The organism is Frateuria terrea (genome assembly GCF_900115705.1).
Lineage (GTDB): Bacteria > Pseudomonadota > Gammaproteobacteria > Xanthomonadales > Rhodanobacteraceae > Frateuria_A > Frateuria_A terrea.
In genome coordinates, this window is record NZ_FOXL01000003.1 from 1 (window position 1) to 15,347 (window position 15,347).

15 protein-coding genes are annotated in these 15,347 nt (G+C 68.5%); 7 read left to right on the plus strand and 8 right to left on the minus strand.

Translation table 11 applies throughout. The features are described from left to right. From BMZ38_RS03830 to BMZ38_RS03840, 3 genes are all read right to left on the minus strand, one after another. Positions 1-1,328 (minus strand): UDP-glucose dehydrogenase family protein (locus tag BMZ38_RS03830; RefSeq protein ID WP_091335599.1); only part of this gene is annotated, 1,328 nt, incomplete at its 3' end. Positions 1,329-1,367: 39 nt separating this feature from the next. Continuing rightward, complete coding sequence (locus BMZ38_RS03835; RefSeq protein WP_091334409.1) at positions 1,368-3,584, minus strand: polysaccharide biosynthesis tyrosine autokinase; 2,217 nt, start codon at positions 3,582-3,584, stop codon at positions 1,368-1,370. A 24-nt stretch (positions 3,585-3,608) separates the two neighbouring features. Further along, positions 3,609-4,043 (minus strand): low molecular weight protein-tyrosine-phosphatase, encoded by a 435-nt coding sequence (locus tag BMZ38_RS03840; protein WP_091335602.1) that lies wholly within the window; start codon positions 4,041-4,043, stop codon positions 3,609-3,611. A 312-nt stretch (positions 4,044-4,355) separates the two neighbouring features. On the opposite strand from BMZ38_RS03840, the gene BMZ38_RS03845 reads away from it, so the two are divergent. Continuing rightward, positions 4,356-4,619 (plus strand): hypothetical protein, encoded by a 264-nt coding sequence (locus BMZ38_RS03845; protein WP_091334411.1) that lies wholly within the window; start codon positions 4,356-4,358, stop codon positions 4,617-4,619. A 91-nt stretch (positions 4,620-4,710) separates the two neighbouring features. Then, positions 4,711-5,793: a polysaccharide biosynthesis/export family protein gene (locus BMZ38_RS03850; protein WP_091334413.1), complete on the plus strand. Its 1,083-nt coding sequence runs from the start codon at positions 4,711-4,713 to the stop codon at positions 5,791-5,793. 97 nt (positions 5,794-5,890) lie between these two features. Here the strand turns inward: BMZ38_RS03850 and BMZ38_RS03855 are convergent, their stop codons facing one another. Continuing rightward, positions 5,891-6,232, minus strand: coding sequence for a Rieske (2Fe-2S) protein (locus BMZ38_RS03855; protein WP_091334418.1), 342 nt, complete (start codon positions 6,230-6,232; stop codon positions 5,891-5,893). Between the two features lie 77 nt (positions 6,233-6,309). Between BMZ38_RS03855 and BMZ38_RS03860 the strand changes: the two genes are divergently transcribed. The 5 genes from BMZ38_RS03860 to BMZ38_RS03880 all read left to right on the plus strand — a co-directional run bounded on the left by BMZ38_RS03860 (position 6,310) and on the right by BMZ38_RS03880 (position 10,547). Continuing rightward, a complete protein-coding gene (locus BMZ38_RS03860) occupies positions 6,310-6,585 on the plus strand; it encodes a hypothetical protein (protein WP_091334432.1) in 276 nt (91 codons plus the stop codon). Between the two features lie 72 nt (positions 6,586-6,657). After that, the gene (locus BMZ38_RS03865) at positions 6,658-7,533 is read left to right on the plus strand and encodes a methylated-DNA--[protein]-cysteine S-methyltransferase (protein WP_091334433.1); all 876 of its coding nucleotides are present in this window, start codon (positions 6,658-6,660) and stop codon (positions 7,531-7,533) included. A gap of 198 nt (positions 7,534-7,731) precedes the next feature. Next, a complete protein-coding gene (locus BMZ38_RS03870; protein ID WP_091334435.1) occupies positions 7,732-8,118 on the plus strand; it encodes a VOC family protein in 387 nt (128 codons plus the stop codon). A gap of 28 nt (positions 8,119-8,146) precedes the next feature. Beyond that, complete coding sequence (yedA, locus tag BMZ38_RS03875; RefSeq protein ID WP_091334437.1) at positions 8,147-9,055, plus strand: drug/metabolite exporter YedA; 909 nt, start codon at positions 8,147-8,149, stop codon at positions 9,053-9,055. 73 nt (positions 9,056-9,128) lie between these two features. Next, complete coding sequence (locus BMZ38_RS03880) at positions 9,129-10,547, plus strand: short-chain fatty acid transporter (protein ID WP_091334439.1); 1,419 nt, start codon at positions 9,129-9,131, stop codon at positions 10,545-10,547. A 38-nt stretch (positions 10,548-10,585) separates the two neighbouring features. Here the strand turns inward: BMZ38_RS03880 and BMZ38_RS03885 are convergent, their stop codons facing one another. The 4 genes from BMZ38_RS03885 to BMZ38_RS03900 all read right to left on the minus strand — a co-directional run bounded on the left by BMZ38_RS03885 (position 10,586) and on the right by BMZ38_RS03900 (position 15,090). After that, the gene (locus BMZ38_RS03885; RefSeq protein WP_091334441.1) at positions 10,586-11,902 is read right to left on the minus strand and encodes an ABC transporter permease; all 1,317 of its coding nucleotides are present in this window, start codon (positions 11,900-11,902) and stop codon (positions 10,586-10,588) included. A gap of 9 nt (positions 11,903-11,911) precedes the next feature. Further along, positions 11,912-13,078 (minus strand): ABC transporter permease, encoded by a 1,167-nt coding sequence (locus BMZ38_RS03890; protein WP_091334443.1) that lies wholly within the window; start codon positions 13,076-13,078, stop codon positions 11,912-11,914. A 10-nt stretch (positions 13,079-13,088) separates the two neighbouring features. After that, positions 13,089-13,775 (minus strand): ABC transporter ATP-binding protein, encoded by a 687-nt coding sequence (locus BMZ38_RS03895; RefSeq protein ID WP_091334445.1) that lies wholly within the window; start codon positions 13,773-13,775, stop codon positions 13,089-13,091. A 79-nt stretch (positions 13,776-13,854) separates the two neighbouring features. Then, a complete protein-coding gene (locus tag BMZ38_RS03900) occupies positions 13,855-15,090 on the minus strand; it encodes an efflux RND transporter periplasmic adaptor subunit (protein WP_091335604.1) in 1,236 nt (411 codons plus the stop codon). Positions 15,091-15,347: the final 257 nt, after the last annotated feature.

Sequence of the window (15,347 nt, forward strand, 5' to 3'; positions counted from 1 at the left end):
AGCGAACGCCCGCGCCCGATGCCGTAATAGGCCAGCCCCGCCTCCTCCACCTGCGCCGGGTCGTACAGGTTGCGTCCGTCGAAGATCGCCGGGTCCTTCAGCGTGTCGCGGATCTGCGCGAAGTCCGGCGCACGGAATGCCTTCCACTCGGTCACGATCGCCAGCACGTCGGCCCCTTCCAGCGCCGCGTAGGCGTCCTCGCACAGCGCGAGGTCGGCCCGCTCGCCGTAGATGCGCGTCGTCTCCGCGCGCGCCTCCGGATCGAACGCCCGCACCTTCGCGCCGGCCGCCCACAACTGCTCCATCAGCCGCCGGCTGGACGCCTCGCGCATGTCGTCCGTGTTGGGCTTGAACGCCAGCCCCCACAGCGCCACCGTCTTGCCCTTCAGCGCCCCGCCGTAGTGCCGCTCGATCAGCTCGAACAGCTTGCCCTTCTGTGCGTGGTTGACCGCCTCGACCGCGCCCAGCAGCTTCGCGTCGTAGTCCACCGTACGTGCGGTGCGCTCCAGCGCCTGCACGTCCTTGGGGAAGCACGAGCCGCCGTAGCCGGCGCCCGGATAGATGAAGTGATAGCCGATGCGCGGGTCCGCGCCGATGCCGCGGCGCACCTGCTCGATGTCCGCGCCGACCCGCTCGGCGATGTTGGCGATCTCGTTCATGAAGCTGATCTTGGTCGCCAGCATCGCGTTGGCCGCGTACTTGGTCAGCTCCGCCGAACGCTCGTCCATCACCACCGTGCGGTCGTGGTTGCGGTTGAACGGCGCATACAGCTTGCGCAGCACGCCGATCGCCCGCTCGCTGGAGCTGCCGATCACGATGCGGTCCGGCCGCAGGCAGTCCTCCACCGCGTCGCCTTCCTTCAGGAACTCGGGGTTGGAGACCACGTCGAACGGGATCACCGCGCCGCGCTCGGCCAGCGCCTGGGCGATCGTCGCGCGCACCTTGTCGGCGGTGCCCACCGGCACCGTCGACTTGTTGACCACCACCGCGTAGCGGCTCAGGTGCGCACCGATGCTGCGCGCCACCTCCAGCACGTAGCGCAGGTCGGCGCTGCCGTCCTCGTCCGGCGGCGTGCCCACGGCGATGAAGATCACCTCGCCGTGGTGCACCGCAGGCTCCGCCTCGGTGGTGAAGTCCAGCCGGCCGCTCTCGTGGTTGCGCCGGACCATCGGCGCCAGGCCCGGCTCGTAGATCGGCACCTCGCCCTGCCTCAGGCGCGCGACCTTGGCTCCATCCACGTCCACGCACAGCACGTGGTTGCCCATCTCCGCCAGGCAGGTACCGGTGACCAGGCCAACGTAGCCGGTGCCGAACAGGGTGACTTTCAGTGTCATGCTAGATCCTTACGTTTCGATGTCGGGAGCGACTCAGGCCTTGGCGCCGGCGTACTCGTAGTACGCATAGGCGTAGTAGCCCGCGCTGCGCTTCTCGACCGCGTTGAAGATGGCGCCCTTGATCGGCACGCCGTTCTGTTCGAAGCGCTGCTTGGCCAGCGCGATCTCGCGCGCCTGGTTCACGCCGAAGCGCACGACCATCAGGCTGGTTCCCACGTGGTGGCCGATCACCGCTGCATCGGTCACCGCCAGGATCGGCGGCGTGTCGATGATGATCAGGTCGAAGCGCGGCTTGAGCTTCTCCAGCAACGCGGTGAAGTGCGAATGCATCAGCAGCTCGGACGGGTTCGGCGGGACCTTGCCGCGCGAGATGAAGTAGAGGTTGTTCGTCCCCTCCACCGTGCGCACCGCCTCGGACAGGCCGATCTGGCCGGAGATCAGTTCCGACAGGCCCTGTTCCGGCCGGCCGCCGACCACCGTGTGCAATGCGCCCTTGCGCATGTCCGCGTCGATCAGCAGCACGCGCTGGCCGGCCTGCGCGATCACCGCGGCGAGGTTGGCGCCGACGAAGGTCTTGCCGGCGCCCGGGCCCGGGCTTGAGATCATCAGCAGGTTGTTCTTCGCTTCCAGGCGCGCGAAGTGCAGGCTGGTGCGCAGGCTGCGCAGCGCCTCCACCGCCAGGTCGTCCGGCGCGCTCTGCGCCAGCAGGTGCTGCGCATGCACGCCGCGCCGCACCTTGCCATTGCGATCGGTGATCTCGCGCTCGGCCGCCGACAGCGGTACGCAGGCGTACACCGGCAGGCCCACGTGCTCGATCGCGGCCAGGTCTTCCACGCCACGGTTGAGCAACTGGCGGATGAAGATGAAGGCGAGCGCCAGCAGGCCGCCCAGCACGGTGCCGGCCAGCACCAGGATCATCTTCGGCGGCCATACCGGACGGTTGGTGTTGGTCGCGGCGCGGTCGACCACGCGGACGTTGCCGACGGTGCCGGCACGGGCGATGTCGAGCTGCTGGGCCTGGTTGAGCAGGTTGGTGTAGGTCTCGTTGCTGACCTGCACGTCGCGGGTCAGGCGCAACAGTTCCTGCTGCGTGTCGGGCAGGTGGCCGACCTGCTTCTCCAGCGCCGCCTTCTTGGCCTGCAACTGGCCGATCTGCGCGGCCAGGGCCTGGTAGGTCGGATGGTTGGAGGTGTACTTGCGCTCGACGTCGGCCATCTGCATGCGCAGGTTCTCGATCTGCGTATCCAGCGCCACGGTCTGGTCGAGCAATCCCTTGGTCTGCAGGCTGATGTCCACCGAGTGCGCCCGCATCTGGAACGCGTTCAGCGCGGCGGTGGCCTTCTCCAGGTCCATCTTGACCTTGGGCAGCTGCTCCTTGACGAACTTCAGGCTGTTGGCGGCCTCGGCGGAGTTGCGCTCCACGTTCTGCTGCACGTACAGCGAGCTGATCTGGTCGAGCAAGCGGGTGGCGAGCACCGGATCGGGGTTGTCGTAGGTGAGCACGATGATGCCCGAGTCCTTGCCGACCTCGGTCGCCTGGATGGCGCCCTGCAGCGCGGTGATCGTGCCCAGGTGCGAGTGGCGTGCGACGTCGAACACGGTGCCAGGATTGGCATGCAGCGTCTGCACCTGCATGGTGATGCCGTTGCCGGTTGCCGATTGGCCCACGCGGCCTTCCACCAACGCGTTGCCGTCGTCATCGGTCAGCTGGTAGCTGCCGCTCTCGCCGGCGATCAGGTGCAGCGGCTGGTCCAGCAGTGCCGAGGGCACGTCAAGCTGGAAGATGTCCAGCTGCGAGCCGCCCCAGTCGTACTTGGACATGCCCATGAACGGCGGCGCCACGTCGCCAGGCATCTGCGGACTGTAGTGGCGGGCCATGTAGGCGCCGAACAGCGGGAAGCGCTCCGGCTGTGCGCTGATGTCCAGTTTCAGGTTGGTCACCGCCTGCCCGATCACCGTGCGCGAGGTGATCAGGGCGATTTCGGTGGTCGCCTGCGAGGTGGAAGCGCCGAGCGTCTGCGAAAGATCGTCCAGGCCGGGCAGGCTGGGAACCTTCTGCTCCACCTGCACAGTGGCGGTGGACTCGTAGATCGGCGTGGTCAGCGTGACGTACAACACGCTGATGACGAAGAACACCGCGGTGACGCCGATGATCAACCACTTGTGGTCGAGCAGCGTGCCAAGCAGCGCGTGCAGGTCGATGTCGTCATCGCGGCGCGGTGAGGACGGAAAAGTCTGTTTGGTGGTCATAGCCCGATTCCTAGGCTGGAGGGTTCACAGGTAGCGCAGCCAACGGCCAACGCCACGTTCGATTGAGTCGTGTACTTGCTCGAACACACTGCGCGAACGTCGATAGGGATCCGGCACGTCGCCGCCCGCGTGCCATTTGTCGAAGAGAAAAATCTTGCCGCTGGCCTCCGGCGCGAGCCGGACCGCCGATTTGAGGTGCCGGTGTTCCATCGCGAGGACCAGGTCCGCGTCACGCAGCATGGAAGGCTCGAGCTGGCGCGCACGGTGCCCGCTGGCGTCGATGCCCTCCTCGTGCAGCAGTTCGGCGGCGTCCTTTTCCATCGGCCGCCCGACCAGCGCACCCAGGCCGGCGCTGCTGACACGGATGTCGCGCTCGCCCAGTTCGCGGCGGAACAGGAACTCCGCCACCGGGCTGCGGCAAACGTTGCCGACGCAGACCACCAGGATGCTGTTGAACACGATCCGCACACTCCCGAATACCCAAGGCCATGTGGCCCCTGTCGACGCCCGGCCGGCGAGGGCGCATGGATAGCGCCGAACCGGTCGGGAGAGAGCCGGCAGTCTAAACTCCTGTTCCGTGAAAAAATCATGTTGGACACGTCCTTCATTTACGTGAAGAAAATGCTTTCGACGCTGCATCTTTCCTTCACGCTGGCTCGCCGCCTTCAATCGCCAACTTGAAGACCCCGCTTTCTCGCGGGGTTCACGAACGATCGCGTTAGATTCGAAGAGCCCGCTTGGCAACCATTCAACTCCGGGGGATCTGAGCCCATGCACATCCTGAAGCTCGCGCTTCCGCTTGCCGGCTTGCTGGTGAGCGGCCAAGCCTTGGCGCACAAGGCTTTGCACGCCGGCACGAACATCATGCAACCCACCCGACTGGCGGCGTCGCGGACCGACACCAGCCCGACGGCACTGCTTGGCGAGGTGAGTGGGCGAGGTGTCCAGGGGACGTCCGCATTGCCCGGCATGGTGCCAGTGCTCGCACCCGCCAAGAGCAACGATATTTCAGGTCACATTAACCGTCGCCATTAAGTCAAAACCGCCGCGAACGGGGTTTGGGTCGGACGGGCATTCATTCCCCCGTCATGATTATCCCGCAGTGGCCTTGCAGAAAGGACGCAATATGAAAACGCTATCGGCAGCAGCCATCCTTCTCTTCGTGGTCGCGCTGAACGGCTGCGCGATCATTCCCGGCCAGCGCATGGACGAGGGCGCGCTGCAACGCGAGGGCAGCCACATGCAGCTCGTGCAGATCACGCCGGAGCTGGTGGACAGCAGCAAGCAGCCGGCCACGATCCCGCAGGAGCTGCTCTCCTACCAGCCACAGGACTACCGCATCGGCCCCGGCGACACGCTGTACATCACGGTGTGGGACCACCCGGAACTGACCTCGCCGGCAGGCTCGCAGCAGCAGACGGTCGCCAACGGCCGCCTGGTGCGCCCTGACGGCACGCTGTTCTATCCCTACGCCGGCACCATCAAGGCGGCCGGGCTTACCGTCGAGGAGCTGCGCCAGTCGCTGACCAAGAGGCTGAGCAGTTTCGTGCGCCAGCCGCAGGTGGACGTCAACGTAGTCGGCTACGGCAGTCAGCGCGTGACGCTTGAAGGCGCGTTCCAGCACACCGACGCGCAGGTGCTCAACTCGGTCCCGGTGACCTTGTCGCAAGCGATCGGCATGGCCGGCATCGATGCGCAGAACGCCGACCTCTCGGGCTTCACGCTGACCCGTGACGGGCGGACCTATCACCTGGACCTGACCCAGATCAGCCAGGCCGACAACGGCCAGCCGATCTACCTCAAGCCCGGTGACAAGCTGTTCCTGCCGTACAACGACAACAAGGAAGTGTACGTGGTGGGCGAGGTGATCCGTCCGCAGGCGATCACCTTCAAGACCACCACCCTGACGCTCACCCAGGCGCTGGGTCGTGCCGGCGGCCTGAGCCCGATCACCTCCTCGGGCGATGCGGTCTACGTGATTCGCGGTTCGGAGAAGCTCAGCGAGACCCCGGCGCAGGTATTCCACCTCAATGCGCGCTCGCCGGCCTCCTACGCTTTGGCAGACAACTTCCGCGTGCTGCCGGGTGACGTGGTGTTCGTGGGTGCAGCCGGCATCACCAAGTGGAACCGCTTCCTGAGCCAGTTGCTGCCGCTGTCGGGCCTGATCTACCAGACCGCCGGCGCCGCGGACCGCGCCAACAACTTCTGACGCCGAGTTGGCTGGCGAGCCATGGAGGGCTCGCCGGCACGGACGAAAAAGCCCGGCTCATGCCGGGCTTTTTTGTACACGCCGACGGACGGAACGCCTAGCTTTCGGCCAGCCAGACCACCCCGCGCTCGACCCGTACCGGCACCGCGCGCAGCGACTGACCGCGGCACGGTCCACCGACGCAGAGCCCATCCCCGGTGCGGAAACCGGCGCCGTGCACCGCGCAGATCAGCGTCCCCCGGCTGATGAGGAACTGTCCCGGCGCCCAGTCCAGCCGCCGCCCGGCATGCGGACAGACGTTGATCCAGGCGCGCGCATCCTCGCCGTCGCGCAGCAAGATCAGGTTTTCCGGGCCGTCGGGCAAGACGGCATCCACCGCCACGGCAGTGCCGTCGGGAATGTGATCGAGGCGGCAGAGCGCCCCGGGGGGTGTATCCATCGGCACTTGCCTCGGGGGCATGAAAGCCCCATCGTTTGCGCACGTAAGTCGTTGATTTTACCACACGGATTTTTAACATGCGCCTGTTCCAGCTGCCTTCGCATCGTCCCCGCCACCCGCTTGCGCGGGCCCTGTCGCTGGTCGTGGGGGTTGCCCTGCTGGGCGCGATGCTGGTGTTCGGGCTGTTCGTGGCCGGCGTGCTGCTGGTCGGCGGCGGCCTGTGGCTGGCCGTGCGCCAGTGGAATCGCGCGCGTGCGGTCGGTCGTTCGGCACCGGCTGCCGGCAACGCGCGCGCGCCGGTGCTGGAAGGCGATTTCGTGGTGCTGCACGAGCGCGGTCCGATCCCGCGCTGACGCACAAGAAGCGGATGGTCCACGCGGGCCGTCCGGGCCACACTGGCGGCCACTGGAAACCGGAACGCCGCCATGTCCGCGATCGAACCCCTTGAACAGGCCCGTCGTTTGCTCGACGAGGCCGACACCGCTCCCAGTCTCGACGAGCTGGCCAGCGCCGTTGCGCTGAGTCCCACGCATCTGCAGCGCACCTTCCGCCGGCGCTTCGGCATGAGTCCGGCCGAATACCACCGCTCGCGCCGCTTCGGCCAGTTCAAGGCCGCCCTGCGGGAGGGTGCCGCAGTGACCGACGCGGTCTATGACGCGGGCTTCGGCTCGGGCAGCCGCGTCTACGAACACAGCAACCGCCTGCTCGGCATGACCCCGGCCAGCTACCGCGCCGGCGGCGCGGGCGCCAGCATCCGCTACACCACCACCGCCACGCCGCTGGGCCGGCTCCTGGTCGCGACCACCACGCGCGGCATCTGCGCGGTCACGCTTGGCGAGGACGACCCGGCGTTGGAGCGTCGCCTGGTGGCGGAATTCCCGCATGCCGCTCGGGAGCGCGTCGACGCCGGCCGCGAGGAATGGCTGGACGCGGTGATCGCCCGCATCGCTTGCGAACTGGGCTGGAGCGACAAGGCGGCGCCGGCGATGCCACCGCTGGACATCGCCGCCACCGCCTTCCAGTGGCGCGTGTGGAATGCGCTGAGCCGCATTCCCGCCGGCGAAACGCGCAGCTACCGGGCGCTGGCCGAGGAGATGGGTACGCCGAAGGCGGCCCGTGCCGTCGGCAATGCCTGCGGCAACAACCGGCTGGCGCTGATCGTCCCCTGCCATCGGGTGGTGCGCGAAGACGGCTCGCTGGGCGGCTGGCGCTGGGGCGTGGAACGCAAGCGCGAACTGCTGGCGCGCGAACGCAGCCGGGCTCGCCCCGTCGGGTGCAGCGCGGCAAAGGGCACAGGTTGAAGCCATCAACAACTTGAAGCGCGGCACCAGAGCAATCGCGCCACCTTGCGCTTCTTGACCATCGGTCAAGGCTGCCTTGCACGTTTTTCGCTACCGCCGCGCAGATGCTCCGGCTATCGTGGGCATTCGGGCCTTCCCCTTGAACCCCACGCGCCGGCAGCCGCCGGCGGCGGGCGTGCCCGCCGCCCAAGGACCCCCATGCCTGCGCACAAGCCTGCCGACCATCCCGCCGTCTCGCCTTACCTGCTGGTCGCCGATGCCCGCGCCACGCTGGCCTTTCTCGCCGCGACCTTCGGCGCGCTGGAGCTCTTCCGCAAGGTGCGCGAAGACGGCTCGATCATGCATGCCGAAGTGCGCATCGAGGATTCGCTGCTGATGATCGGCGAGCGCCCCGAACGCGCCGCCGCATTGTGCGGTTCCACCCACGTCTACGTGCCCGACGTCGACGCCTGCCATGCCCGGGGCCTCGCCTCCGGCGCGGAGTGCATCTCGCCGCCTGCCGACCAACCCTATGGCGACCGCACCGCCGGGCTGCGCGACGCCGAAGGCAACCTCTGGTGGATCGGCACCCACCTGGGCGGCTGACCCGTTCCCTCTTCCTCGCCCGCCGACCATGTCCACCATCGACGAATCCGCCACCCTCCCGCGAACGCAGGACAACCCTCGCCTGCTGATCCCGGTCGCGCTGCTCGCGCTGTACGTGATCTGGGGCTCGACCTACCTGGGCATCCGCTTCGCGCTGGAGAGCTATCCGCCCTTCCTGCTCGCCGGCGTGCGCTTCCTGGGCGCGGGCCTTGCGATGTACGCGTTCCTGCGCCTGCGCGGCGTCACCCCGCCGACATTGCGGCAGTGGCGCAACGCGGCGATTACCGGCGTGCTGTTGCTGCTCGGCGGCAACGGCCTGGTGTGCTACGCGGAGGAAACCGTCAGTTCGGGCATCGCCGCGGTGGCGGTGGCTAGCATGCCGCTGTTCGCCGCCGTGTTCTCCGGCATGTACGGTCAGTGGCCGAACCGGCGCGAGGCGATCGGGCTGCTGGTCGGCTTCCTCGGCGTGGTCGTGCTCAACCTTGGCAGCGGCCTGTCCGGCTCGCGGCTCGGCGCGCTCGCGCTGATCACGGCGGCGATGTGCTGGGCTTTCGGCTCAGCCTGGAGCAAGCGCCAGGACATGCCCGCCGGCCCGATGAACACCGCCGCGCAGATGCTCTGCGCCAGCGTCGCACTGTTATGGGTCGGCTTCGGCACCGGCGAACACCTGCCGGCGCATCCCACCCTGCGCGCCACCGCGGCGGTGGTCTACCTGGCCATCTTCGGATCGATCGTCGCCTTCAGCGCCTACCTTTACGTGCTCAAGCATGCCCGCCCGGCGCTGGCGACCAGCTACGCCTACGTCAACCCGCCGGTGGCGGTGCTGTTCGGCGTGCTGCTGGCCGGCGAGCACGTGGGCCCGTTCGACCTGGCCGGCATGGCGATCATCCTGCTCGGCGTGTGCGTGATCACGCTGGCCCGGAAGCCGGCACGCTAGCGGGGGTCTCGCCGGCTTGTCCCGGCGTATGCCGCCCGCCACCATGGCCGGAGCCAAGGCACCGGAGAGCGGCATGAACCCCTCGCAGCAAAGCCTGCCTGCGCGCGCGGCATTGCGTTGCGCCGCCTGGTCCGAACGCTGGTTTCCCGACGCCTGGGTGTTCGCCGCACTGGGCGTGGCGCTGGTGGCGGCCCTCGCGTTGGGATTCGGCGCCACGCCGTCGGCCACCGTGCAGGCCTTCGGCGACGGCTTCTGGAGCCTGATCCCGTTCACCATGCAGATGGCGTTCGTGGTCATCGGTGGCTACTTGGTGGCCAGCGCGCCGGCGGTGGCGCGGCTGATCGATGCGCTGGCGCGGGTACCGCGCAGCGGACGTGGCGCGGTGTGCTGCGTGGCGCTGGTGAGCATGCTGGCCTCGCTGTTGTCGTGGGGCTTCTCGCTGGTCTTCGGCGGCCTGCTGGTGCGCGCGCTCGCGCGGCGCGACGACCTGGACATGGACTACCGCGCCGCCGGCGCCGCGGCCTACCTGGGCCTGGGCGCGGTATGGGCGATGGGCCTGTCCTCCTCGGCGGCCCAGCTGCAGGCCAACCCGGCAAGCATGCCGCCGGGGCTGTTGGCGATCACCGGCGTGCTGCCGTTTGCCCAAACCATCTTCCTGTGGCAGTCGCTGTTGCTCACCGCGGCGCTGATCGGCGCCTCGCTGCTGGTGTGCTGGCTCACCACGCCAACCGGCGCAGCCGCACGCACCGTGCACGCGTGCGGCGTGGAAGACGCCGCCGCCGTGCCCGCTTTGCCGCCCCGCACGCGTCCGGGGGAGTGGCTCGAATACAGCCCGCTGCTCACGCTGCTGGTCGGCGCACTGGGGCTGGGCTGGCTGGTCCAGCGCTTCGCCGCGGTGCCGGTGGCGACCGCCATCGCCGACCTCAACACCTACAACCTGCTGTTCCTCACCGTCGGCCTGCTGCTGCACTGGCGCCCGCGCAGCTTTCTCGACGCGGTGGCGCGAGCCGTGCCGAGTACCGCCGGCGTGCTGATCCAGTTTCCGCTCTACGGCGGCATCGCCGCCCTGCTCACCCGCGCGCCCAGCGCCGATGGCGTGACGCTGGCGCACCGGCTGGCCGGCGTATTCGTGCACGTGGCGACCACCGACAGTTTTCCGCTGGTGATGGGTGGCTACTCGGCGGTACTCGGCTTCTTCGTACCTTCCGGTGGCGGCAAGTGGCTGGTCGAGGCGCCCTACGTGATGCAGGCGGCCAACGACCTGCACGTGCACCTGGGTTGGGCAGTGCAGGTCTACAACGCGGCCGAGGCCCTGCCCAACCTCATCAACCCGTTCTGGATGCTGCCGCTGCTGGGCGTGCTGGGGCTGAAGGCGCGCGACGTGGTCGGCTTCACCTTCATCCAGCTGCTGGTGCACGTGCCGTTGGTACTCGGCCTGCTGTGGGCGTTGGGACTGACGTTGGAGTACGTACCGCCGCTCATGCCCGGATGAAGACGCGGGTGGACTTGCGCCCACCCGCGTCTTCCCGGTCAGGACTCGCGCAAGGCGGTGGTCACCGGCAGGCGGGCGGCGCGCACGGCCGGGAACAGGCCGCCGATGAAGCCGATCGCGAGCGCCCACTTCAGCCCCGTCCACAGCAGCGCCGGCGTCACGCGCAACTCGAAGTTGAGCGAGCCGACGGTGCCCTGGGCCAGCGTGGAGGCGCTGTAGCCGTTGAACAGCGCCCAGGCGATCAGCCCGCCCAGCAGACCACCCAGCGCCGCCAGCAACATGGTCTCCAGCATCACCGCCACCACCACCGGGGGCCCACGGAAGCCGATCGCGCGCAGGGTGGCGATCTCGCGCGCCCGCGCCGCGACCGCGGCGAACATCGTGTTGAGCGCGCCGAAGATCGCGCCGATGCCCATGATCCCGCCGACGATCATGCCGATGATGCTGATCACCTTGGTGAAGCCTTCGGACTGCTTGCTGAAGTAGTGGAGCGTGGTGTCCACGTCCACCTGCAGGCGCGGGTCGCCGGCCAGCGCAGCCTTGAACGCGTCGAAGGCCCTGGCGTCGGTCAGTCGCACGAACACCGAGGTACGCGAGCTGCCGCGGCGGTAGGCCGAGGCGATGATGTCCGCATCGCCCCAGAGCTCCGAGCCGAGCGCGTTGCCCGAGTCGAAGATGCCGACCACGGTCCAGGTCTGGCTGCCCAGCTTGATCTCGTGTCCTGGCTCCAGCCCGGCGAACTGGCGCTGCGCGCCCTTGCCCGCGACCAGCTCGCGCAAGCCCGGCTTGAACTTGCGGCCGGCGACGATCTTCACGTCCGGGCGCAAAGTCCACGCCTCGTCGCCGACGCCGCGCACCTGCACGCTGCCGTCGTCGCCGCTGCCGTCCTTGAGCGGCAGGTTGGCCGCCACCACGAGCTCCGGCGAGGCGATCGGCTTGCCGGCCGCGTCGCGCGCGATGCCCGGGGCCTCGGCGATCGCCGTGACGCTGGCATGGTCGAGCACCGAGGACACCTCGGACGCCGAACCACCGCGCATCACGATCGCCGTGTCCGCGCTGCCGCTCTTGCTCAACGTTTCGCGGTAGCCCACCCCCATCGCCAGCAGCGACACCAGCACGGCAACCACGCCGGCGATGCCGACCACCACTACCGACGAGGAGCCGACGCGCTGGGGCAAGGTACTGATGCCCACGCCGGTGGCCGAGCCGGCCTGGCGGCCAATGCGCGTGAACCGCGTCCACAGGAAGAACAGCACCGCCATTACCAGCAGCACCGGCCAGGGCAGCACCGTCCAGGCGACGATGCTGAGCAGCACGACGATGGCCAGCGTCAAACCACGCAGGAACGTTTTCATGGAATCTCCTTAGCGCCCGGCCAGCGCATCGACGATGTTCAGGCGCATGGCGCGCAATGCGGGCAGCACGCCGACCAGCAGGCCGATGGCCACCATCAGGCCGACGCCGATCGCCCAGCTGCCTGCCCCCACCGGCGGCATGTTGAGCATGCCGCCGCTGCCGGCGCTCATGATCGGCCCCAGCATCGCGGCCAGCCCGAGTCCGATCACGCCACCGAGCAGCACCAGCAGCACCGACTCGGCCAGCACCAGCCCAAGCACGGCCTGGCTGGAGAAGCCGATCGTCTTGAGCACCGCCAGCTCGGAAGTGCGCTCGCGCACCGCCTGCGCCATGGTGTTGCCGGTCAGCAGCAGCAGGGTGAAGAACACCGCGCCCATGATCGACACCACGATGAAGCTGATGTTGCCCATCTGCTTCATCCACGAGGCCATCGCGGCCTGTTCGGTCATGGTCTTGGTCTCGTGGTCGGAGTTGGCCGACAACGCATCGATCGCCCTGGCCACGCGGTCGGACTGGCTGGCGTCGGCCACCGAAGTGACGTACCAGCCGACCTGGCCGCGGTTGTACGGGTTGGATTCGTCGAAGTACTTCCAGTGCATCAGCACGACGCCCTGCAGGAACTGCTTGTCGTCCGGCTTGGTCGCGCGGATGATGCCGGCGATGTCGAAGCTCCAGTTCTTGCTGCCGTCCCGGTTCGGGAAAATGTTCGACTGCAGCGGCAGCTTGTCGCCTACCTTCCAGTGGTACTTCTTGGCCAGCGTATCGCCCACCAGCACGCCGGTACGGGTGGCGTCGAATGCCTTGCGCTCGGCGGGCGTGACGCTCACTTCCGGGTACTGGTCGATGTAGTTGGGGCTCACCGCAAAGGAGAACACCTGGTTGTGCGGATCCTGGTAGGCGCCGCCGAACCAGTTGGCATAGGCCACGTCCTTCACGCCCGGGACCTGCGCGATGCGCGCCTGCAACGACTGCGGCAGGGTCTCGATGAAGGACAGCTTCGAGCCGGTCTGCAGCCGCTTGGCCCCGGCGGCGCTCTTGCCCACGTTGGCGAAGCTGGTGCGCACGCCATCGAGCATGCCGAACAGCAGGAATGCGGTGAGGATCGACACCAGCGTGAGGATGGTGCGCGTCTTGCGCCGGAACAGCGCGGCCCAGATCAGGTGCAGGTATTTCATGCGAGCCTCCTCAGGCGAGCGCCTGCTCGACCAGCGTGCCCTTGTCCAGGTGCAGGGTGTGGTTGGCGTACTCGGCGGCCTTGGGGTCGTGGGTGACCATCACGATGGTCTTGCCGTGCTCGCGGTTGAGCGTGCGCAGCAGGCCCAGCACGTCCTCGGCCGACTGGCGGTCGAGGTCGCCGGTGGGCTCGTCGCAGACCAGCAGCGTGGGATCGGAGACGATCGCGCGGGCGATCGCCACACGCTGCTGCTGGCCGCCGGAAAGTTCGCTCGGCTTGTGCGAAGCACGCTCGTCCAGCCCGACCAGCTTGAGCGCGATGGCCGCGTTCTGCTTGCGCTGCGCCGAGGACAGCTTGGTCAGCAGCAGCGGAAGCTCCACGTTGCGCTGCGCCGAGAGCATCGGCATCAGGTTGTAGAACTGGAACACGAAGCCGACGTTGGCCGCGCGCCACTTGGCCAGTGGGCCGGCGCCGAGCTGGTCGATGCGCTGGCCGCCCACGCTGATGGTGCCGGCCGTCGGCGTGTCCAGCCCGCCGATCAGGTTGAGCAGGGTGGTCTTGCCCGAGCCCGAGGGGCCCATCAGTGCCAGGAAGTCGCCTTCGGCGATGTTGAGGTCGATGTGGTGCAGCACCTCGACCTTCTGCTTGCCGCGCGCATAGACTTTGGCCAGGTCGCGAATTTCGATCAGGTTGCCCATGGGCTTCTCCAGTCAGCCGTAATGGTTGCTTGTCCTTCGATGGGTGCCGCCTGCGTGGCGCCCACACTGCTAGCGACGTTCAGGATCGCTTGTCCTCGACACTTACCTCGGCGCCGTCGCGCAGTTCGGCCGGTGGCGAAACGACCACCGTCTCGCCCGGCTGCACACCTTCGGGCAGCAGGCGCTGCTCGCCCATCGGCGTGGGCTGGACGCGGCGCTGCTGCGCACGGTCACCCTGCACCACGAACACCACTTCGCCGCCATCGCGCCGGACGACGGCCGAGGCCGGTACCAGCGCGCCGCGCGGCGCCTGGGCGGTGGCCTGGGGCTTGGCTTCGAGGAACGACACGCGCACGCCCATGTCCGGCACGATGCGCGCATCCTTTTTCTCCAGCGCTACGCGCACCTTCACGGTGGCCTTGCCGCGGTCGGCGGCCGGCACGATCGCGATCACGTGCGCCGGAATGGTCCAGTCCGGATAGGCGTCGAGCACCGCCTCGGCCGGCATGTCGGGCTTGACGCGGCCGATGTAGGCCTCGTTGACGTCGACATCGACTTCGAGCGAGTCCATATCGACGATCGTGCCCACGCCCGTGCGGGTGAAGCCGCCACCGGCCGACAGCGGCGAGATGATCTCGCCGACCTGCGCGGCCTTGTCGGTGACCACGCCGTCGAACGGCGCGCGCACCACGGTGTAGTCGAAGTTGACCTGGGCGACCTGCGCCTGCGCCTTGGCGGCCTCGGCCTGCCTGCGCTGGGCGATGAGCTGCGCAGCCAGCGCGTCCACCTGGGTACGCGCCTGCTCGGCAGCCTGTTTGGCGACCAGTCCGCGGCCGACCAGCGCCTCCTGCCGCGCGGCGTCGTGCCGGGCCTGCGCCAGCTGCGCCTGCAGCTGGCCGATCTGCGCCTGGGCCGCGCGGGCGCTGGCCTGGGCGGCTTCAAGGTTGGCGCGGTAGGCGCTGTCTTCCAGACGCGCCAGGACCTGGCCCTTCCTGACGTGGTCACCCTCCTCGATCAACACGTCGGTGAGCGTGCCGGTGATCTGCGCCGACACCGTCGCCTGCCGGCGCGCGGTCACGTAACCGGTGGCCTGCAGCACCGCGCCGGCTCCCTCTGCGCCACCGGGCGCCGTCGCCGTGGCGGTCTGCACCGCGACCGGGCGATGCGCCAGCACCCACCAGCCGCCGACGCCCAGCGCCAGCAACGCCAGCAGCACGCCGCCGACGACCCATGGCCAGCGCGGCGGCGCGGAGTGCACCGTCTCGCGCTGGCTGCGCTCGATCTTCAGCTGCTTGAGCAGTTCCCCGTTATCCACGCCAACCCGGCCTTCATCCATTTTTGCAGGCGCCAACGATGCGGCAAGCGGGCGCCGGAGGACAGCGATCGCCATCAACTATCGGCGATGACAGATGTCACTCGCTACCGCGGGACCGGCCCGGCCAGGCCCGATCTGGCGACCTGCCGGCCAGCCGCAGCGTCCGTGGTCCGGGCAAAGCCGCTGACGGTGCGGGCCAGGCACGCGGCGGCCCCCTCGATCCTCCCATCCGGAACATCGAGGTAGCGCAGCAGCAA